This window comes from Celeribacter naphthalenivorans, from assembly GCF_020524585.1.
Lineage (GTDB): Bacteria > Pseudomonadota > Alphaproteobacteria > Rhodobacterales > Rhodobacteraceae > Celeribacter > Celeribacter naphthalenivorans.
Map to the genome: position 1 here is coordinate 46,140 of NZ_JAIVLK010000003.1, position 19,655 is coordinate 65,794.

21 protein-coding genes are annotated in these 19,655 nt (G+C 60.8%); 12 read left to right on the forward strand and 9 right to left on the reverse strand.

The features are described from left to right. Nucleotides 1–4 precede the first annotated feature (4 nt). On the reverse strand, nt 5–3,460 hold the full coding sequence (gene smc / locus LC094_RS06820; RefSeq protein WP_226551077.1) for a chromosome segregation protein SMC: 3,456 nt from the start codon (nt 3,458–3,460) through the stop codon (nt 5–7). Nucleotides 3,461–3,609: 149 nt separating this feature from the next. Beyond that, entirely contained in the window at nt 3,610–3,762 is a 153-nt protein-coding gene (locus tag LC094_RS06825; RefSeq protein WP_226551078.1) for a hypothetical protein, read from the reverse strand. 114 nt (nt 3,763–3,876) lie between these two features. Between LC094_RS06825 and LC094_RS06830 the strand changes: the two genes are divergently transcribed. Then, entirely contained in the window at nt 3,877–4,338 is a 462-nt protein-coding gene (locus tag LC094_RS06830; RefSeq protein WP_226551079.1) for a GNAT family N-acetyltransferase, read from the forward strand. 6 nt (nt 4,339–4,344) lie between these two features. Here the strand turns inward: LC094_RS06830 and LC094_RS06835 are convergent, their stop codons facing one another. Further along, nucleotides 4,345–4,716 (reverse strand): hypothetical protein, encoded by a 372-nt coding sequence (locus LC094_RS06835; RefSeq protein ID WP_226551080.1) that lies wholly within the window; start codon nt 4,714–4,716, stop codon nt 4,345–4,347. Nucleotides 4,717–4,797: 81 nt separating this feature from the next. Beyond that, nucleotides 4,798–5,646 carry an MOSC domain-containing protein gene (locus LC094_RS06840; RefSeq protein ID WP_226551081.1) on the reverse strand — a complete coding sequence of 283 codons (849 nt, stop codon included), beginning with the start codon at nt 5,644–5,646 and terminating at the stop codon, nt 4,798–4,800. Nucleotides 5,647–5,929: 283 nt separating this feature from the next. Here LC094_RS06840 and LC094_RS06845 point away from each other — a divergent pair, with 283 nt between their 5' ends. The 4 genes from LC094_RS06845 (at nt 5,930) to LC094_RS06860 (ending at nt 8,911) form a co-directional block, all read left to right on the forward strand. Beyond that, nucleotides 5,930–7,132 carry a TsoY family (seleno)protein gene (locus tag LC094_RS06845; protein ID WP_226551082.1) on the forward strand — a complete coding sequence of 401 codons (1,203 nt, stop codon included), beginning with the start codon at nt 5,930–5,932 and terminating at the stop codon, nt 7,130–7,132. A gap of 152 nt (nt 7,133–7,284) precedes the next feature. Continuing rightward, the gene (locus tag LC094_RS06850; RefSeq protein ID WP_226551083.1) at nt 7,285–7,647 is read left to right on the forward strand and encodes a CidA/LrgA family protein; all 363 of its coding nucleotides are present in this window, start codon (nt 7,285–7,287) and stop codon (nt 7,645–7,647) included. After that, nucleotides 7,644–8,360, forward strand: coding sequence for an LrgB family protein (locus tag LC094_RS06855; RefSeq protein ID WP_226551084.1), 717 nt, complete (start codon nt 7,644–7,646; stop codon nt 8,358–8,360). The genes LC094_RS06850 and LC094_RS06855 overlap by 4 nt, the downstream gene beginning before the upstream one ends. 8 nt (nt 8,361–8,368) lie before the next feature. Further along, complete coding sequence (locus LC094_RS06860) at nt 8,369–8,911, forward strand: NADPH-dependent FMN reductase (RefSeq protein ID WP_226551085.1); 543 nt, start codon at nt 8,369–8,371, stop codon at nt 8,909–8,911. Here the strand turns inward: LC094_RS06860 and LC094_RS06865 are convergent. Beyond that, on the reverse strand, nt 8,897–9,289 hold the full coding sequence (locus tag LC094_RS06865) for a VOC family protein (protein ID WP_226551086.1): 393 nt from the start codon (nt 9,287–9,289) through the stop codon (nt 8,897–8,899). The two genes, LC094_RS06860 and LC094_RS06865, sit on opposite strands and share 15 nt — an antisense overlap. Beyond that, nucleotides 9,286–10,323 (reverse strand): NAD(P)/FAD-dependent oxidoreductase, encoded by a 1,038-nt coding sequence (locus LC094_RS06870; RefSeq protein WP_226551087.1) that lies wholly within the window; start codon nt 10,321–10,323, stop codon nt 9,286–9,288. The genes LC094_RS06865 and LC094_RS06870 overlap by 4 nt, the downstream gene beginning before the upstream one ends. 75 nt (nt 10,324–10,398) lie before the next feature. Here LC094_RS06870 and mnmD point away from each other — a divergent pair, with 75 nt between their 5' ends. Both mnmD and LC094_RS06880 read left to right on the forward strand, forming a co-directional pair. Beyond that, nucleotides 10,399–11,100, forward strand: a complete 702-nt coding sequence (mnmD, locus tag LC094_RS06875; RefSeq protein ID WP_226551088.1) for a tRNA (5-methylaminomethyl-2-thiouridine)(34)-methyltransferase MnmD — start codon at nt 10,399–10,401, stop codon at nt 11,098–11,100. Then, the gene (locus LC094_RS06880) at nt 11,097–11,984 is read left to right on the forward strand and encodes a DMT family transporter (protein WP_226551090.1); all 888 of its coding nucleotides are present in this window, start codon (nt 11,097–11,099) and stop codon (nt 11,982–11,984) included. Before mnmD ends, LC094_RS06880 begins: the two co-directional genes overlap by 4 nt. 34 nt (nt 11,985–12,018) lie before the next feature. On the opposite strand, the gene LC094_RS06885 is transcribed toward LC094_RS06880, so the two are convergent. Beyond that, a complete protein-coding gene (locus tag LC094_RS06885; RefSeq protein ID WP_226551091.1) occupies nt 12,019–13,956 on the reverse strand; it encodes a lytic transglycosylase domain-containing protein in 1,938 nt (645 codons plus the stop codon). Nucleotides 13,957–14,137: 181 nt separating this feature from the next. Between LC094_RS06885 and dapA the strand changes: the two genes are divergently transcribed. Continuing rightward, on the forward strand, nt 14,138–15,010 hold the full coding sequence (gene dapA, locus LC094_RS06890) for a 4-hydroxy-tetrahydrodipicolinate synthase (RefSeq protein ID WP_226551092.1): 873 nt from the start codon (nt 14,138–14,140) through the stop codon (nt 15,008–15,010). A 50-nt stretch (nt 15,011–15,060) separates the two neighbouring features. Here dapA and LC094_RS06895 read toward each other — a convergent pair whose 3' ends face one another. Continuing rightward, nucleotides 15,061–15,501, reverse strand: coding sequence for an ion channel (locus LC094_RS06895; RefSeq protein WP_226551093.1), 441 nt, complete (start codon nt 15,499–15,501; stop codon nt 15,061–15,063). Between the two features lie 94 nt (nt 15,502–15,595). Here LC094_RS06895 and smpB point away from each other — a divergent pair, with 94 nt between their 5' ends. From smpB to LC094_RS06915, 4 genes are all read left to right on the forward strand, one after another. Then, on the forward strand, nt 15,596–16,078 hold the full coding sequence (gene smpB / locus LC094_RS06900; protein WP_226551094.1) for an SsrA-binding protein SmpB: 483 nt from the start codon (nt 15,596–15,598) through the stop codon (nt 16,076–16,078). 116 nt (nt 16,079–16,194) lie between these two features. Next, nucleotides 16,195–17,049, forward strand: a complete 855-nt coding sequence (gene sseA / locus LC094_RS06905; RefSeq protein ID WP_226551095.1) for a 3-mercaptopyruvate sulfurtransferase — start codon at nt 16,195–16,197, stop codon at nt 17,047–17,049. Beyond that, on the forward strand, nt 17,049–18,233 hold the full coding sequence (locus LC094_RS06910; protein WP_226551096.1) for an amino acid aminotransferase: 1,185 nt from the start codon (nt 17,049–17,051) through the stop codon (nt 18,231–18,233). Before sseA ends, LC094_RS06910 begins: the two co-directional genes overlap by 1 nt. A gap of 164 nt (nt 18,234–18,397) precedes the next feature. After that, nucleotides 18,398–18,778 (forward strand): rhodanese-like domain-containing protein, encoded by a 381-nt coding sequence (locus LC094_RS06915; RefSeq protein WP_226551097.1) that lies wholly within the window; start codon nt 18,398–18,400, stop codon nt 18,776–18,778. Nucleotides 18,779–18,809: 31 nt separating this feature from the next. Here the strand turns inward: LC094_RS06915 and LC094_RS06920 are convergent, their stop codons facing one another. Continuing rightward, the gene (locus LC094_RS06920) at nt 18,810–19,598 is read right to left on the reverse strand and encodes a lysozyme family protein (protein WP_226551099.1); all 789 of its coding nucleotides are present in this window, start codon (nt 19,596–19,598) and stop codon (nt 18,810–18,812) included. Nucleotides 19,599–19,655: the final 57 nt, after the last annotated feature.

Below are 19,655 nucleotides of genomic sequence, written 5' to 3' on the forward strand. Positions count from 1 at the left end.
CCGGTTAGGCCACCAGCGCCTCGGCCTTTTTCAGATCCACGGACACCAGCTGCGACACACCTTGTTCCTGCATGGTCACGCCAAACAGGCGGTCCATGCGGGCCATGGTCACGGCGTGGTGGGTGATCACCAAAAACCGCGTATCCGTCCGCTGGGTCATCTCGTCGAGCATGTCACAAAACCGCGTCACGTTGGCGTCGTCCAGCGGCGCGTCGACCTCGTCCAGCACACAGATCGGCGCCGGGTTCGCCATGAAGACCGCAAAGATCAGCGCCAGCGCGGTGAGCGTCTGTTCGCCCCCCGACAAGAGCGACAGCGTCGACAATTTCTTGCCCGGCGGCTGACACATGATCTCAAGCCCGGCCTCCAGAGGATCGTCGCTTTCGACCATCATGAGCCGCGCTTCACCACCGCCAAACAGGTGGGTGAAGAGCATGGAGAAGTTGCTGTTCACCTGCTCGAAGGCCGTCAGCAAACGCTCCCGCCCCTCACGGTTCAAAGAGGCAATCCCGGAGCGCAGCGTCTTGATCGCCTCTTCCAAATCCTGCTTTTCTTTCAAAAGGGTATCGTGTTCCTCACGCACCTCTTTCGCATCTTCCTCGGCCCGAAGGTTCACTGCGCCCAGGCTATCGCGCAACCGTTTCAGCCGGTTCACATCGACCTCGATCACCTCATGCGAGGGGATTTTCTCCGGGTCGATGTCGAGCTCTTCCAGCAACTTCGCGGGCGTCGTTTCCAACTCTTCGCGGATCCGCTCAAGCGCCGCCTCGACGGTCTCTTTCGCCGCATCGCGACGGGCCTCTGACGCAGCCCGCGTTTCACGCGCCTCAGACGCCAAACGCTCCGCCTCACGCTCCGCATGCACCGCCTCGCGCAGTCCCTCTTCGGCCAGAGCCAACCCATCCGACGCGCGTTTGCGACGATGCTCCGCCTCCTCGATCTGCGCCATCAAGGCCTCGCGCTTTTCGGCGATTTCCTCGGGCTGGGCGGCGGCCTCGTACAGCTCTTCTTCGGTCGCTTCCTTGCGATCCTGAAGCTCGGCGATCCGTTTGCCCGCGGTCTCAAGACGGTGCCGCCAGCCGGACAATTCCTTGGTGACTTCCTGCGAACGACGCGTCCGCGCTTCGCCTTCGCGGCGAATTTCATCATGCGACGACCGCTTGGTCATCATGGTGATCCGCGCGGCCTCAACCGCCAGCTTCACCTCTTCGATGTCCGAGCGCGCCGCCTGCAAATCCGGCAGGTCCTTCACGGTTTTTTCCGCCTCGCGCAGACGCTGCTCCGCCCCCCGCGCCTCTTCCTCGTGACGCGCCACGGCGAGGCCGAGGTTCTCAACCTTACCCTCTGCCAATGTCTTTTCATTCTCGACCTTCGACAGCATCCGTGCCGCCTCGGACATCGCGCGATCCGCGTCGCGACGCGCCTCGCGCGCCATGCGATCCGCCTCGGTCAGGCGGGTCAATTCCGTTTTGAGATGCTCATGCGCCTGAGCCGCGCCGCCCGCTTTGGCCTCTGCCGCGACGAGTTCCTGTTTCAGGTCTTCGAGCCGGTTGAGCTGTTGCAACCGCAGCGCTGCCGCCGAGGGCGCATCTTCGGCGCCCGCGCGGTAGCCATCCCAACGCCACATGTCGCCTTCGATAGAGACCAACCGTTGCCCCGGTTCGAGATCGGCCTGCAACCGCGCGCCATCTTCCGCACGCACCAATCCGATCTGCGCCAGGCGACGGCCAAGAACCGGCGGTGCAGTGACGTAGTCCTCAAGCGCCTCGACCCCGTTGGGCAGGTCCTGATCGTCCGGGTAGTCCGGCAAGGTGACCCAACCGGAGGCCTGATAGCTTTCAATCGAAGGCTGTCTTAAATCGTCAGAAAGCGCCGCACCGAGCGCTTTTTCATATCCTGATTTGACTTTCACCAAATCCAAAAGCTGCGCGCCGCCGATCTGGTCGCGGTCGAGCATCTTCGCCAAAGCCGCAACTTCGGCCTTCAGCGCCCCGACCTCACCCTCGGCCTCGGAGCGGGCCGCACGGGCCAGCGCCTCGCGCGATTGCGCCTCGGTGCGGGCCTCGTCGGCCTCGATCAGCATCGCCTCGGCCTCTTCGGTGCGCGCCACAGCCTCTTCCTGTCCTGCTTCGGCCTCTTCCAAAGCTTCGGCAGATTGCGCCAGCGTTTCGCGCGCCGTCTCAACCGCGCCTCGCGCCCGGTCCGCCTCGCCACGTGCGCGGTCCAGCGTCTTGCGGTTGTCCTCGACCAGACGTGTCGCCGATTGATGCCGCGCCGCAAGACGGGCGACGTCTTCGGTCATTTCGGTCAGCGTGGTTTCGCGGTCCGCCAAAATCTGGCTGGCTTCCGAGGCCTCTGCAGAAGCGTCCAACAGTTTCGGTTCATGACCTTCGGCGGCTTTGATCAGCTCGCGTTGTTCCCATTCCAGACGCGAAATCGTCTCGCCCGCATCCTTGTTGAGCTGTTCCTCGCGTGCCATGTCGGCTACCAGTTGGTCGATGCGGCGCGACAGGGTTTCGATCATTTCGCGAGCGCGGCGTTCCTCGTCAGACAGCTGATCACGTGACACTGTGAGACGTTGCAAAACAGCCGCCGCGATGGCCTCCTCCTCGCGCAGGGGCGGCAGGGCCTCTTCGAGTTTTTCACGCTGTTTCGCGGCATCGCGGGCAAGGCGCTCCGCCTCAGACGCCTGTTTCAGCCGGGTGCGCAGCACATCCTCTGCTTCGGCCCGCGCCAAATCGGCATCGCGCCAACGACGATAGTGCAAAAGCCCCTCAGCATGGCGCAGCTCCGTGCCGATCTCACGATAGCGCGCGGCCTGACGGGCCTGACGGGCGAGCGAGGCCAATTGACTGGCGAGCTGTTCGATCACGTCATCGACACGCGCGAGGTTGGTTTCCGCGCCCTTGAGTTTCAACTCCGCCTCGTGACGGCGTTGATAGAGCCCTGAAATCCCGGCAGCTTCCTCGAGAATGCGGCGACGCGCTTTCGGTTTGGCGTTGATCAGCTCGGAGATTTGCCCCTGACGCACCAGCGCCGGCGAATGCGCACCGGTGGAGGCGTCAGCAAAAAGCATCGAGACGTCGCGCGCCCGCACGTCTTTCGCATTCACCTTATAGGCGGAGCCCGCATCGCGGGTGATGCGGCGGATGATCTCGACCGAGTCGCTGTCGTTGAACCCCGCGGGCGCGAGGCGCTCCGAGTTGTCGATCATCAGGCAGACTTCGGCGAAATTGCGCGCAGGACGCGTCGAAGCACCAGCGAAGATCACGTCTTCCATGCCCGCGCCCCGCATCGCCTTGGGGCGGTTTTCGCCCATCACCCAGCGCAACGCCTCCAAGAGATTCGATTTGCCACAGCCGTTCGGGCCGACAACGCCCGTCAGCCCATCCGCGATCACAAGATCGGTGGGGTCCACAAAGCTTTTGAAGCCATTGAGACGCAGACGGGTGAAACGCAAACGAAAACTCTTTTCTGATTCCTATAGAGGAAAAGTCTTTGGGAGGGGCGGGCATGTGTCAACGGCGAACACGCGAGATATGGGGAAAACCGGGAAGTTATCCACAAAATATCGCATTTACATGACGCAGAGTGCTTACACGGAGAGGCTTACTTCTCCGTCTTCTTAGCTGCTGCGGCTTTCATCCGGGCCAAAAGTTCCGCCTTCGGCGCGGCTTTCCCGCCCGGCGCCTGACGTTTGTGTTCACCATGTTTCGGCGCTGCGGAGGGCTTTTTCGCGCCGCCCATTTTCGAATAATCCATCGACATACCTCATGAGAGTTGATCCTTGTGATGCCTTGAAATCGCGGCCTGGGCAAGCGCATGATTTCATACCAGATCGCCCCATCGCGGCGAAATCGATATCTGGAGGGACATATGATCGCAGAGCAGCTAAACTCCAAGGATGCCCGCGTCGCAGAGGCGCTGGCCCTGATCCGTTCAGCGTTTGCCGGCATGACGGGGCGTATCGCCCCCCCCTCCTCGATGCATCTCATGACCTTCGAGAGCCTGTGTGAGGATGCGCGCAGCAAAGAGCTTTGGGGCATCGGGAATCCGTTGCGGGCTTGTGTCCTTCTGACGCCACGACCCGACCGGCTTTATATCGGCAAGCTGGCGGTTGCGGAGACGTTTCGTGGGCAAGGGCTGGCGCGCGATCTGGTCGTCCTCGCGGAAACGCGCGCAAAGGATATGGGCTTGGCGTGTCTCGAGTTGGAAACCCGGGTCGAGCTGACGGAAAACCATGACGTTTTTCGGAAACTCGGTTTTGAAGAGGTCGCCCGCACAGCGCATCCGGGCTTTGATCGCCCGACCTCAATCACCTTTCGCAAAGTGCTTTAGCCATCGTCAACGCCAAGGCATGGTGTTGCAGGTGCCCGGCACCCAATCCTTGGCGCCCTGTCCATCGGAACAATCCAACTGGGCTTTCGACATCGCCTGATCGCCGATGAAGGTGCCTTTCTTGAGCTTGCACTGGGAGACCTGCATCGCGGCGGTTTCCATTTGCATCAGGATCAGCCTGCGCGAGGGTGGCGGGAAGACGGCATTGACGCGATGAATCTCGACGCAATTGCGGGTCTCTTCGGTGTAGACGCGGTAGCTGTTGCCGCCGAGTTCTACGGTGGAAAACGCCGCGCGTGAGTAGCCCAGCGCAGGGCTGTCGGCCAAGCAGGCGGGCAGCATGAGAGAGAGAGCGGCAAGAGGCACAAGATGTTTCATGACACGAGATTGCGCGAGCTTGGTTAACCAAATGTTAACACCACTCCGATCCCGGCCCTCTCAGGCGCGCAACTTCGTCAGCTAAAAGGACTGCATCCCACCGCGTTTGGGATCGAGCAGGTTGGACGGCCCGGTTTCGAGCACCTCGACCTCATCGCCCAGCACCATATTGCCCTCTTCCTCGACGACCATGTTCTGACCGAAGATGATCTTGCCCGACACGGATCGGTGAATGCGGCGCAATGTGGCCAAGGGCTCATGCGGATGCGTTTGCTCACCGGACTGCGGGTCTTGGGTTATCATCACGCAGCGGTCACAGGGTTTGACGATCCGCAATACGGTCGATCCGATACGCAGCACGCGCCACGTGTCCTCGCTCCAGGGTTCGATGTCGCCCGCGATCACGACATTGGGGCGGAAGCGGCGCATTTCGACCGGCGAGGCCAATTCTGCGTTCAGCTCAGCCAAAGAGGCCTGCGTCGTCAACAACAGCGGAAAGCCATCGGAGAGGGCGGTGTAGTGACCGTCAGGCGCATAGATGCGATCCACCGGACGGCGCGCATGATCGGGGAAATAGACCAGACGCACCTCGCGCTCGAGTGCGGAAGACAGGAAATGCGAGGCGTAATTGCCGGCGTCCTCGACATCGTCCACCTGGGTCGAAAAAACGCGGACAGACACGGAGGCGCCGCTTGGATAGGGCACATCGAGACGGCTGCCCTCGAAGGAAATCGAGACGCCGGTCGCCGTATCCACGGCATTCAAATGCGCCATATGGGGCAATTCACGCCGTGTCGCCACCCTGCCGTTCGGATAGACCACGGCCCAGCGTCGGTCGCCAGCGATCCCAAAAGCCTCGACCTTGACGGCGGCGTGATCCGTGCCGGTCAGACTTTTCACTGGGTAGGTGGTGATGCGCGCCAGTTTCATTGTCCCCCCGAACAGATTTTAAGAACTGCCTCGTCCTAAACGATTCGGTACGAAAAGAGCAGTTGGCTCAAAAGACAGGCCCGCTCATTCCCCAAAGCGTTTCGACTTTAACCTGATCTATCACATAAAATCGAAACGCCGCTCTGTTTGAACGCTTCGGCGATGCTACAAAACCTGCCAAGCGTCCATGGAACTGGTGTCACGCGACGTTTTGACCTGTGTCAAGGATATAGGCTTCCCCTCAATTACATTCGCCAAATCGAATATGATTAGGAGACCTGACATGAAACCTTCACGCGCGGCCGATCATTACGTGCCCACGTATTTCCTCGCCTCTTTGGGCGCGGGTGGCCTCTCTGTCACCTTCTTTATGTATCTGATGTTCTGGGTGCCGCATCCGGGGCGTCCCGTTCCGGTGTTCGAGGACATTCTGGCGGCATGGGGCACCGGCAGCCTGCCGATGCGTCTCGGCCTTGCGGTGGCCATCGCAGGCATTGCCGTCTTCGTCTTTCTCAACCTCAAACTGCTGTTCTGGAACCTGAGCCGATATGCGGCGCTGAAGAAAACCGAGAGCTACACGCAGTTGCGCAATTCCAACGCCGAATCCACGCTTTTGGCGATGCCTTTGGCACTCGCCATGTCGGTGAACGGGCTGTTCATCGCGGGGCTGGTGTTCGTGCCGAACCTCTGGAGCATCGTGGAATACCTCTTTCCCTTCGCGATAATCGCTTTTGGCATCATCGGCTGGATCGCCCTGTCGATCATCGGTGATTTTCTGGGCCGCGTTTTGTCCAAAGGCGGCGTGTTCGATATGACTTCGCACAATTCCTTCGCCCAGATGCTGCCCGCTTTCGCACTCTCCATGGTCGGCGTCGGCTTTGCCGCCCCTGCCGCCATGTCGCATGTGCCTTGGGTGGTCGCGACCGCCCTCGTGCTCTCGACCTTCTTTGCCGTCGCCGCTTTGGTCTATTCCCTCGTGGCGCTGACCACAGCGTTCAACTCCATGCTGCATTACGGCACACACGAAGAATCCGGTCCGACGCTTTTGATCGTGATCCCGATTGTGACGATCCTCTCGATCCTCTTCATGCGGCAAAACCATGGGTTGCACACCTTTGACGGCCATTCCGATCCGGCCAGCACGATGATGTTCCTCGCCCGCATGTTGTCGCTTCAGGTCGTCTTTCTGGGCCTCGGCCTCGTGGTGTTGAAACGTCAGGGCTATTTCAAGGATTTCGTCTTTGGAGCGAAGACCTCGGCGGGGTCTTATGCGCTCGTCTGTCCGGGGGTCGCTCTCTCCGTGCTGATCCAGTTCTTCGTGAATTCGGGTCTGGTGCAAGCCGGTGTGATTGCCAAGTTCGGCGTCACCTATTGGGCGATCACCGCCATCGCAATTGCGTTCCAAGTCGCCATGATCGCCCTGGTGGTCCGTCTCAACGCCCAGCATTTTAGCCGCACAAGCGCCGAAGCTGTGCCTGCGGAATAATCAAAACCGCTCACACCTCTCCGCGCGCGTCACGCTCTCTGCGTGGCGCGCACTATCTTGCCCTATCTGCGCTTGCGGCCAGACCTCTGCAGAGTAAAATCGTCCCTCGTGGCCTAAGGCCTCAAAGCGACAAAACGAGGTATGGCAGCGGCATGATCTTTCATTTCGGACTTTTTCTAGGCTTTCAGCTCATCGGCGAAATTCTCGCCCGGACGCTGTCCCTGAACCTCCCCGGCCCGGTGATCGGCATGATCCTCTTGGCCGTGCTTTTGTTGTTACAACCCCGTATCGGCCACGCCATCGAGAAAACTGCCACAGGGTTTCTCTCGCATCTGTCGTTGCTCTTCGTGCCTGCGGGTGTCGGCGTGGTGCAATATCTCGATCAGATCTCCGACATCGGCCTGCCTCTGGCCGCCGCCCTTGTCGGTTCCACCGTGCTGTCCATCGCGGCGGGGGCCTTGACCTTCAAATATGTCAACCGTTTGAGAGGCGTCCCCGACGAAACCCCGGAATGAACGAGATTCTCAACATCTGGAGCTACCTCTCCGAAGGGCCGCTGTTGTGGCTGACCGTCACGCTTTTCGCCTATCTGATCGGGCTGGGCTGTTTCAACCTGTCGGGCAACAAGCCCGTGGTGAACCCCGTTCTGATCTCGATGATCCTGCTCTCCGCTCTGCTGAAACTCACCGGCACCAGCTACGCGACCTATTTCGAGGGCGCACAGTTCGTGCATTTCATGTTGGGACCGGCCACCGTCGCCCTCGCCGTGCCGCTTTGGCAGAACTGGCAGCGCGTCAAAGCCGCCGCCGTCCCTATGCTGGCCGCTTTGGTCGTGGGCGGCACCGTCTCCATGGCCTCGGCGGTCGCGATTGGGTACGCCTGCGGGCTGCGCGGTGAGTTGTTGCTCTCCTTGGTGCCCAAGGCCGCGACCTCTCCCGTCGCCATCGGTGTGTCGGAGGCCATCGGCGGCCTGCCGACGCTCACCGTGGCGCTGGTGCTGATCACCGGGGTGATCGGTGCGGTGGTGACCACGCCTTTGCTCAACGCCCTGCGCATTCGCGATTATCGCGGGCGCGGCTTTGCCACCGGCGTGGCCGCCCATGGCATCGGCACCGCGCGGGCCTTTCAGGTCCACGGCACGGCGGGGGCTTTCGCGGGCATCGGCATGGTATTGAACGCCATCCTCACCGCCCTTGTCGCGCCTTTGTTCGTTCACCTGTTTTTCTAAGAGCCATCATGACATTGAAGCTTCTCGGCATCTCCGGCGCCTTGCGGGCGCAATCGACCAACACCAAGCTCATGCATGAGGCCGTGCGCCTGTTCGGCCCCTGTGATTTCACCTGCGCTGATCTGCGCCTGCCGCTGTACGACGCCGATCTGGAGGCCCTTGGCATGCCGCCCGAGGTCACCGCATTGGCGGAGCAGATCCGAGACGCCGATGCCGTGGTGATCTCGACGCCCGAATATAACAAGATGATCCCCGGCCTGTTGAAAAACGCGCTCGACTGGATCAGCCGCACGGGTCTAAAGCCTTGGGTTCACAAACCCGTCGCGATCATGTCAGCGGCAGGGGGGCGCGCGGGTGGAGAGCGATCGCAATATTCGCTCCGCTGGGCGATGACGCCCTTCAACGCCCATATCCTGCAGGCCCCGGAGGTCTTGGTCGCGGACAGTTCAAACGCCTTCGACGAACAGGGGCAGCTTATCAATGAGCGCACGATTGCGGGGCTTGAAAAGCTGATGACCGCGTTGCGCGAGGTGGCCTCAAAGGCGGTTTGAGACTTCGATCAGATTGCCGTCCGGATCGCGCAGGTAGATCGACAGCAAAGGCCCCGTTGCGCCCGTGCGGCTGACCGGGCCTTCTTCGACCCCAAGACCTTTGCCCTCAAGATGCCGCATCCAATCGGCGACAGGCATATCGGTCAGGAAACACAGGTCTCCCGATCCGGCCTGCACATGCGCCGCTTTCGGCTCGAACTCGCTCCCGAGCTGATGCAGGTTGATCTTCTGCGCCCCGAATGTGAGCGCATGGCGCGTCGTGCCATCGGCGGGATGAAAGGTCTCGACCTCCACCCCCAGTGCTTCGGTGTAAAACGCCACGGTCGCCGAAATATCGGCCACGGTCAGCACGAGATGATCGAGAGAGGTCACTTTCATAGACTCGCCTCCACGCGGAAATCCTCAGGAATAGCGTCGCGGCCCTCCAGCACGAGGTCAATCAAAACCTGTGCGGCGAGCGGCGCCATGCCGTAGCCGATCTTGAACCCGCCATTTGCGATGAAATGACCGGCACGCTCCGGCCAAGCGCCCAGCATCGGCGCACGGGATTTGGCGCGCGGACGCACCCCGGCCCAGCGCCGAATCTCTTTTGCCTCCGCCAGCATCGGCACCGCCGCAATCGCCCGTTCCAAAAGCGCGTCGCATTGGTCGGTCGTCTCCGGGTCCTCAAACTCGCGCTCAGACGTCGATCCGATCGCCGTCGTGCCATCCGCATGCGGAATGACATGCAGGCTTTCACCATAAAGCTGCGGCGCCTCGGGCAACGACAGATCGAGCAGGATCGCCTGTCCTTTCACGCCATTGCCGACCTCTTTGCCAAAGGCCTCATTCAGTGCCTTAAGACCCCACCAACCGGAAGCATGGATCACCGCGCCCTCTTCCGGCCCCTCGGTCACCACTTCCCCGCCCAGCGCCGTGATCGCGGCGGCCAGCGCCTGACACGCCCGCCACGGGTTCAGCCGAGCGGAAAGCGTGTCGTGGATGAGATAGCCAGTCGGGCTGAGCGGCGCCCAATAGCCCGTCTCGCCCTGTGTCACCACGCGCCAGTCGGCTTGGCCCTGCCACAAGTCCTTCGCCTGATCTTCGCGCTCGCGGGCCAGTTGCAACTGACGTTCATCTTTGATGGCCTGCACCCGTCCCAGATTGCCATACCCGGACGACACGCCCCCGGTCGCCTCGACCTCCGGCCAGTGCGTACGCGCCATGATCAGGCTCTGAAACTGGAACTCTTTCTTGGCATTCCAACGCTCCGGCGTGTGCGGCGCCAGCGCGCCGACGATCCCACCGGACGAGCCATGTCCGACACCGTAAGGATCGATCACCCGCACCTTTGCGCCGCGCTTCGCCGCCTCATAGCCACAGGACAGCCCAAAGGCGCCTGCGCCATAGATCGTGATTTCTGCTCTGCCCATATGCGCTTTTACCCGTTGCAAGTGATCCCGGCCCAAAGCATGGTCTGCCGAACCCGCCCTCTCATAAGCCATCCCATGACCAACGACCAGACCGCCCCACAGACGGCCCCTCAAGCCGCGCACATCGAATGGCGCGACGGGCAAATCCCCGTTTCGACGCAATTCGACGACCCTTATTTCTCGCTCGGCAACGGGTTGGAGGAAACGCGGCATGTTTTCCTGTCGGGCAACGATTTGCCTGTACGGTTGCGGGACGGGTTTCATGTGGCTGAGCTGGGGTTTGGCACCGGGCTCAACATGTTGGCTTTGGCGCTGATGTGGGACGGGCCCGGCGTGCTGCGCTTCACCTCGTTTGAGGCCTTCCCGATGGAGACCGCCGACATCCGCACGGCGCTCGACGCCTTTCCCGAAGCCGCCGCCATTGCCGGCCCGTTTCTCGACGCCTGGGCGCAAGGCTTGCGACAGTTCCAACTGGGGCAGATCGAGGTGGATGTAAAAATCGGTGACGCCCGCGAGACACTTGCCGCTTGGGACGGTCAAGCTGACGCTTGGTTCCTCGACGGGTTTTCGCCTGCAAAGAACCCAGAGCTATGGGGCGAAGAGCTGATGCTTGAGGTCGGGCGGCACACTGCGACGGGCGGCACATTCGCGACCTATACGGCTGCGGGCCATGTGCGACAAAAACTCACCGCCGCCGGGTTCACGGTCGAACGCATCCCCGGTTTTGGCCGCAAACGCCACATGAGCCGTGGGACCAAAGGGGGCATCACATCATGAGCCGCGACAACGCCACACTTGGCACTCTCCTGATGATCGGCGCCACCTTCATCTTTGCGATGCAGGATGGCATCTCGCGACATCTGGCCGACAGCTACAATGTCTTCATGATCGTGATGATCCGCTATTGGGCCTTTGCCGCTTTCGTCGTGGCTCTGTCGATGCGCCAAGGCGGGATTGCCAAGGCGCTACGCTCCCAACGACCCAAACTGCAATTCTTTCGTGGCGCCCTTTTGGCCATTGAAGTCTTAATCATGATCACCGCCTTCGTGCGCATGGGGTTGGTTGACGCCCCTGCGATCTTTGCGGCCTACCCTCTTTTGATCACCGCCCTGTCCGGTCCGATCCTTGGCGAGCGCATCGGTTGGCGGCGTTGGGCCATGGTTGCGGTCGGCTTTGTCGGCGTGATCATCATCATCCGCCCTGGGAGTGGGGTTTTCTCTTTTGATGCCCTGATCGCCTTCACGGCGGCGTTTGGCTTCGCCCTATACGGCCTACTCAATCGCTATGTCTCCCGCTTCGACGGCGCGAATGTCACCTTCTTCTACACAGGGATCGCCGGGATGGTGGTGACCTCTTTGGTCGGCGTGTGGCATTGGGAACCAATGCTGCCCTCAGATTGGCTCTGGATGGGGCTGTTGTGCATGACGGGCATTGCCGGGCATTACATGTTGATCAAAGCCTATGAGCTGTCCGAGGCCTCGGCAATTCAGCCCTTTGCCTATCTGCAACTGCCCTTTGCCGCCGTGCTGGGCGTCTTCGTATTCGGCGATGTGATCCGGGCCAATGTGGTGATCGGGGCCATCATCGTCGTCGGCGCCGGGGTGTTCACATTCCTGCGCGCCCAACAACTGGCCCGGCGCTCACGGGTCATGGCGCGTTAACGACACACGCCTTTTCCCCCAATGACCCGAGACATCAGCGCCCTGACAGCATGTCCATCATATGAACCGGCCCGGTTTTACCGTGCAGTCGCGCTCGATAGACAGGAATACTCTCCGCGACGCGCATGACGTAGTTCTGGGTCTCGCGAAACGGCAGATGCTCGATCCAATCGACGGGATCCACTTCACCCGTGCGCGGATCGCCGTAGCGTTTGATCCAGTCCCGCGCGCGCGTCGGACCGGCATTATAGCCCACAGACACCAGCGGGATATTGTTGCCAAACTCTTCGATCAATTGCGCCAGATAGGCCGAGCCCAACCGCGTGTTGACGATCGGATCGAACAGCAAGCTGTCGGAATAGTTTTCAATCCCGACCTTCTCCGCCATCGCCTCCCCCGTGCGCGGCATGAGCTGCATCAGGCCGCGCGCACCGACATGCGACTGCGCCATCGGATAGAATTCACTTTCGCGGCGGGCAATCGCCATGGCCAACTCCGGCTCCACCGGAAGATCAGCCTCCGCCAAAGCGTGCAGCGGGTAGTACGCCCGGTTCAACACGATGCCCTGATCGGCGGCGAATTTCGCCACCAACACGGCCAGATAAGGATCATGATCCAACGCCAAATCGCCCAGCTGCCCAAGCTCTTGCGGGCTCAGGCTTTCCCCCAGATGCCGCAGGAACCGCGCGGCAAGTGGCGTCTCTCCGGCCTCTTCCAACACGAGCGCAGCCTTCAGAACCGAAGAGCTCATAAAGCTCGCCTGTTTATAATCCGCGAACCGCATTTCGCCGGTCAGCGCCGGGTCCAGAGGCAGGCCGATTTTTTCAGCCGACAACAACCCGTAAAAGGCCGTCTGGAATTGCGCACCAAAGGCATAGGCCGACGCGGCATCGTCGCGCGCCCCCATGGCCTCAAGCGCGCGGCCCTCCCAATAGCCTGCGCGACCCAATGAGATCGGCGTGCCGACGGCCATGCGAAAGCGATTGAAATGGTCCAAAGCCAGCCCGGCGTCATCGAGATAGCGCAGCGCGATATAGCCCGACAGCCATTCGAGATCGGCGTAGTGATCCTGTTCGGGCGTCAAGCCATGGCGCGAGGCGACAGAATAGGCGATCTTGCCCTTGCCATCGCGCATCATCTGCCGCGCCAGCATCCGGCGCCGGTTGCCCCATTCGACCGGTTCGCCCAAACCCTCAGCGGTGGAATGCTGCAGCAAAAGCGTGGTGGCATCTTCGTTGCGCCCGCGCCGCACGCGCCATTCGAACCGCGCATGGGCCAGAATCGGATGATCCGCCAAGGCGGCAGGCACCGCGGTGATCGCCTCATCGACGCCCGCCTCGTCCTTGACCAGTTTACGCGCGGCCACGATGAGTTTGTCCCAGCCGGTCGGCAGGTTCGGCACCATCCGCAAGGCCGCATCGAAGCGCTCTCGCCACAAAAGCATCTCGGCGCGCGCCACATGGTGCTTCGTCAGGATCGATCCATAACGCGACAGCAAAAGAGCCTCTTCGTCTGCCCCCATCGGCAGGGTGTTCCAAGTCAGCACCGCCTGCGCCTGCGCATCCGCCGACATGTTCAGCGCCTCATAGGCCGAGATCAGTCGCAGCGCGCCGCGCCCGGTTTGCGGCGGATAGGCGGTCAGATAGTCGACGACTCCCTTTGGGTCGGCATCGTTGGGGATCACCGCCTCGCCCTTTTCCGCCAAAAGCGGCAGCCCCGGCCAATCGGCATTGCGTTTCAGGAAATCGCGATAGGCCTCGAATGTGCCCCGGCCTGCCCGCAGGTAATCCCATTCAATGATGTCACGTCCGACGCCTTGGGCCTCCTGACGGGCCCGATCCCAGTCGCCTTGAGCGCGCGCCTCATAGGCCCGCGTCAGCGCATCCGATTCGGGAGAGGCGGCCATGGAAAATGGAGAAAGCAAAGCAAATACAAAAGCATACACTGCTTTTGCGGAGGGCGTTTTGGGCATGATCTGGTCTTGTTCTTATGAGAGCTGCTCTTGTCTTGTGGACCAAAGTAACGGCTTCGAAATATGCGGCAACACAGATTCTTGTGAACGGGCGCGAAGGCGGCTAGTTTCCGCCGGAACTTTCAGGGGCGACTCACGCCCCTTTCATCACGACGAACGAGCAAACGAAAAGGAGCGTACGATGTTCAAAGGATCCATTCCTGCACTGGTGACGCCGTTTAAGAACGGCGAACTGGATGTCGATACGCTCAAACGTCTGGTCGAATGGCATATCGAAGAAGGCTCTGCGGGCCTCGTTCCCGTCGGCACCACCGGCGAAAGCCCGACGCTCAGCCATGCCGAGCATGAAAAAGTGATCGAGATCGTGGTGGAGACCGCCGCCGGTCGTGTGCCGGTCATCGCCGGTGCCGGGTCGAACAACACCCAAGAGGGCATTCGCCTGATCAAACATGCGGCCAAGGTGGGCGCGGATGCGGCGCTGGTCGTGACGCCCTATTACAACAAGCCGACGCAAAAAGGCCTGATCGCGCATTTCTCCGCGATGCATGACGCCGCCGAATTGCCGATCGTGATCTACAACATTCCGGGCCGTTCGGTGATCGACATGACCACGGACACGATGGCGCAGCTGTCGAAACTGCCACGCATCGTGGGCGTGAAAGACGCCACCGGCGATCTGTCCCGCGTGCCGAAAACCCGCATGGCCTGTGGGCCGGAGTTCTGTCAGCTTTCGGGCGAAGACGCCACCGCTCTCGGGTTCAACGCCCATGGCGGTGTCGGCTGTATCTCTGTGACGGCCAACGTCGCGCCGAAGCTTTGCGCCGAAATGCAGGCCGCCTGCGCGCTTGGCGACTACGCGAAAGCTCTGAAAATCACCGACAAGCTGATGCCGCTGCATCTGGCGATTTTCATGGAGCCGGGCGTGTGCGGTGCGAAATATGCGATGTCCTTGCTGGGGCTTTGCTCCGATGACGTGCGCCTGCCGCTGACGCCTCTGTCCGACGACACCAAGGCCGCGATCAAATCCGCCATGGAGCATGCCGGGCTGCTCTAAAGGTCGCGCAAATCGACGTCGAGAAGGGGCTCCATTCGGGGCCCTTTTTTTCATCGCGAATGCCGACTTTCCAATTGGTTGCGCCGCACATGGCGCAGCACTTCCATCAAGAGCGCGGTCATCATCCCGATGTTCAAAAGCCCGTTCGTCGCGGCAAACCCGCCGAGCAAACGCCAATTCTCCGGCAGCAACAAATCGCCAAACCCAAGCGTCGTGAAGGCCACGAGCGAGAAATACAAAGCCTCTTCGAAATGCGCGAACAGGCCCAAAAGACGGAACCCAATCGCCCAGATCCAGACCCCCGCCGTGATCATCCACAAGACCGCAATCACCGCGCCAAAGAGCACCACCGCAAGCTTCGGTCGATGCGGTTCGCGGATCAGCCAACCATGCGCCCGCTGAAGCGTCAGCTCCATGACCAGAAATCCCAAGGCGGCGACAAAGACCGACAAGAGGATCAGGGTTGAGCCGACAAAAATCTGGATGAACATAGGCGCCTCGAAGAGATTTCCGCATATTTTGCCAAGATTCCAGACACGGGGCCAGTGGACAGATCGTCCGCAAACACCTATCTGAGCACACATCATGGCCAAGAAAAAACAAACGCCCGAAGAAAAGAACTATAAGGTCATCGCCGAAAACCGGCGGGCCCGCTACGACTATGCCATCGAAGATGACATTGAATGCGGGATCGTGCTCACCGGCTCCGAGGTCAAATCGCTCCGCACCGGCCAGTCGAACATCGCCGAAAGCTATGCGTCGGTGGACAATGGCGAGCTGTGGCTGACCAATTCCTATATCGCGCCGTACGAGCAGGCGATGTTCCCGCATGAGGAACGCCGCAAACGCAAGCTTTTGGTGTCGCGTCGCGAGCTATCGAAGCTTTGGCAAGCGACGGGGCGCGAGGGCATGACGCTTGTGCCTTTGGTGATGTATTTCAACCATAAGGGCCGGATCAAAATCAAACTCGGCATCGCCAAGGGCAAGAAAACCGTCGACAAACGTCAGACGGAGGCCAAGCGCGACTGGGGTCGCCAGAAACAACGTCTTCTGCGCCACGGCGGTTGAATTTTCACGTCTCAGTTACTTTATTGCGCCGCAAGCCGCATGTGCGGCGGGCGATGCTTGCACGCGCCTTGAGAGAAGGCTAAGGCAGAACCCGAAAGCTCAGCAAAGGTCTGATCATGCCCTATAGCGATCCCAAAACGCTCGTCTCGACCGACTGGCTCGCCGAGCACCTCAAAGCGCCGGAGCTTCGCCTCATCGACGCCAGTTGGTACATGCCGGCGGAGGAGCGCGATTGTCTCGATGAGTATGAGCGCGAACATATTCCCGGCGCGCGGTTTGTCGACATCGACGAGGTCGCCGACCTGCGCTCCGATTTGCCGCATATGTTGCCGCCCGTCGAGAAATTCATGTCCCGCATGCGGGCGCTCGGCATTGGCGACGGGCATCAGGTGGTGGTCTATGACAGCTCCGGCATGTTCTCCGCGCCGCGCGTATGGTGGATGTTCAAATATTTCGGTCAGGACAATGTCGCCGTTCTCGATGGCGGTCTGCCGAAATGGAAGGCCGAAGGCCACCCGGTCACCGATCAGCCGCCGACCATTCGCGACCGCCATATGATCACCGAACTGCGCCCCGAACTGGTGCGCGACGTGACGCAGGTTGCGGCCTCGGCCAAGCTGGGCGATCACGTGATCATCGACGCGCGCTCGCGCGAACGCTTCCGGGGTGAGGCGCCTGAGCCGCGTGCCGGTCTGGCCTCCGGTCACATTCCAAATTCCCGAAACGTGCCCTTTGGCGAGGTGTTGAACCCCGATGGCACGATGAAATCCACCGACGAGCTGCGCGCCGTGTTCGAGGCCGCTGGCGTTGATTTGAACAAACCGGCCATCACCAGCTGTGGGTCAGGGGTGAGTGCTGCAATCTTGGGCCTCGCGCTCACCCGTCTTGGCGTGCCTTTCGCGCTTTACGACGGATCCTGGGCGGAATGGGGCATGTATGGCGACCTGAAAGTCGCGACTGGAGACGCGTAATGCTGAGCAATCTGAAACCGCAACCGGCGGATAAAATCCTCGAACTGATGGCGCTGTATCAAAACGATCCGCGCGACACGAAGATCGACCTGGGCGTTGGCATCTACAAAAATGCCGAGGGCGAAACCCCGGTGATGCGCGCGATCAAAGCGGCCGAAAAGCAGCTTTGGGAGGTCGAGACCACCAAGAAATACACCGCGCTCTCCGGCGATCCGGCCTTTGGCGCGGCGATGAAGTCCTTGGTTCTGGGCGACAGCGTGGATCACGCCCGTGTGGGCGCGATTGCGACGCCGGGTGGCACGGGGGCTGTGCGCCAAGCACTTGAGCTGGCAAAACTGGTCGATCCGGAGACCACGATCTGGACCTCGAACCCGACCTGGCCGAACCATGTGTCGATCATCAAATTCATGAAGCTGAACCACGCCGAATATGCCTATTTCGACGAGGCCTCCTGCACCGTCGATTTCGACGCGATGATGGAGAGCCTCAAGGCGGTGAAAGCCGGTGATGTGGTTTTGCTGCACGGCTGCTGTCACAACCCGACCGGCGCGAACCTGACGCTGGAGCAATACGGTCTCGTGGCCGATCTGATCGCCGAGAAGGGCGCCACCGCTCTGGTGGACATCGCCTATCAGGGTTTTGGTGACGGGCTTGAAGAAGACGCGGCGGCGACCCGTCTTTTGGCCTCCAAACTGCCGGAGCTTCTGATCGCCTCAAGCTGTTCGAAAAACTTCGGCATCTACCGTGAGCGCACCGGCTGCCTCATGGCGATCTCTGAGACCGCCGAGCAGACCCCGGTGACCCAAGGCACGCTCAACTTTTTGAACCGTCAGAACTATTCCTTCCCGCCGGATCACGGCGCGCGTCTGGTGACGATGATCCTCACCGACGAGGCGCTCAAAGCCGACTGGATGGCGGAGCTGGAAGAGGTGCGTCTGGGCATGTTGGGCCTGCGTCAACAGCTCTCCGACGAGTTGAAGCGCCTGACCAATTCGGATCGTTTCGACTTTATCGCCCGCCACCGCGGCATGTTCTCCCGCATCGGCGCGACCTCGGAAGAGGTGCTGAAAATCCGCGAGGACTTCGGCATCTATATGGTCGGCGACTCGCGCATGAACATCGCCGGGCTGAATGCAGAGACGGTGCCGCTTCTGGCGCAGGCTGTGGCGAAGACCTGCAAATAAGCTCTGGCGAAATCTACGGATCAAAAGCGCGCTTCGGCGCGCTTTTTTTCATGTTAGCCTTTGTGTGTGGCGCCGAGACAGAAGAGCGCGTCACGAAAAGATGACTTTAAAATACATCTTATTCGAATATGTCCATTCACAAACAAACCTGCAGAGGAAACGCTATGAAAACCGAAACCGTAGATGGGCTGAGCTTTGAGACATGGACCGTGGATGAGGTGGCAAAAGCCTTTGACGCCAATGAGATCACGCTGATCGACGTGCGCACGCCGCAGGAATATGCGTTCGAGCATATCCCCGGCGCACTCCTCTTGCCGCTGTCCTTCTTCTCCGCCGAAAAGCTGCCGTCGCAGGAGGGCAAACGCATCGTGTTCCACTGTGGGTCTGGCGTCCGGTCGGGCAAGGTGGCCGCGGCCTGTGCCGCTGCTGGCATTCGCCCGGTGGCCCATATGGAAGGCGGCTTTGGCGCCTGGAAAGCCGCGGGCAAGGCCTACACCGGCACCGACATGGCAACCGGTGCACCGAAATCCGTGCCTGCCTCCTAAATGATCTCAAAAGGGCGCCTCAGCGCCCTTTTCAACTCGGGAAAGCCTTGGCCATCTCCCGATCAAACTCGGCCCAACTCACCGTCGCCTTGTTCCCGGCATAGCCGTGGTAGTGCGATTTGCCCGAAGAGGTCGGCAGACCGGCCCAGATTTTGGCCAGATTGTTCATGAACTGATGCCGGGTGATCTGCCCCGCACGCAGCTCGTAAATCCCCGCATCCGCCAGCAAGATATTCGCGAGTTGGTCCTGCACCGCCGGGGTGAAAATCACCTCCGGCCCCAGATCTAATTCGTTCACAAGACGCCCCAAAGTCGAGGGGATGAATTGATAATAGCCGATGGCGTGCGGCTGGCCCGGCGTGTCGTCGATCCATTTGAAAATCTCGCCCAGCGACATCTGCGACGGCTTCTTGCCCGGCTTGCGTTTTGCCCCGTGTTGCACGGCGTCATAGCCATCACGCGGACTTTCGGCGCGTCCGATCATGGCGCGGATCAGGGCAATATCGGCAGGCGCACGCGACAGGGTGCGAATCTTGGCCCGCGCTTCGGGACGTGGCGGCAGAGGTTCGAAAAAACTGCCCTCGGCGCGCCCGGCAAAGAGACTTGGCCCCATGGCCGTGGCCCCGCCCAGCGAGGCGTTCACCAAAGGCTGCGGTGCGGTTGCGATAAGCGGCTGGCGTTCCAAATCCCAGCCCTGCCCACTGGGCCGCAAAAGCGACAAAGGCTCAGCCCCCAGCGCAAAAGGCCAGAGCAAAAGGAGACAAAAAAGACCGCAATTCTTGCGCAACATCGAGACCTCGAGGGTTCTGAAACTCGACATCAGGCATAGGGCGTCATGGTTGAGAAATGGTTTCCAACATAGAAAAAGCCCGGGCGA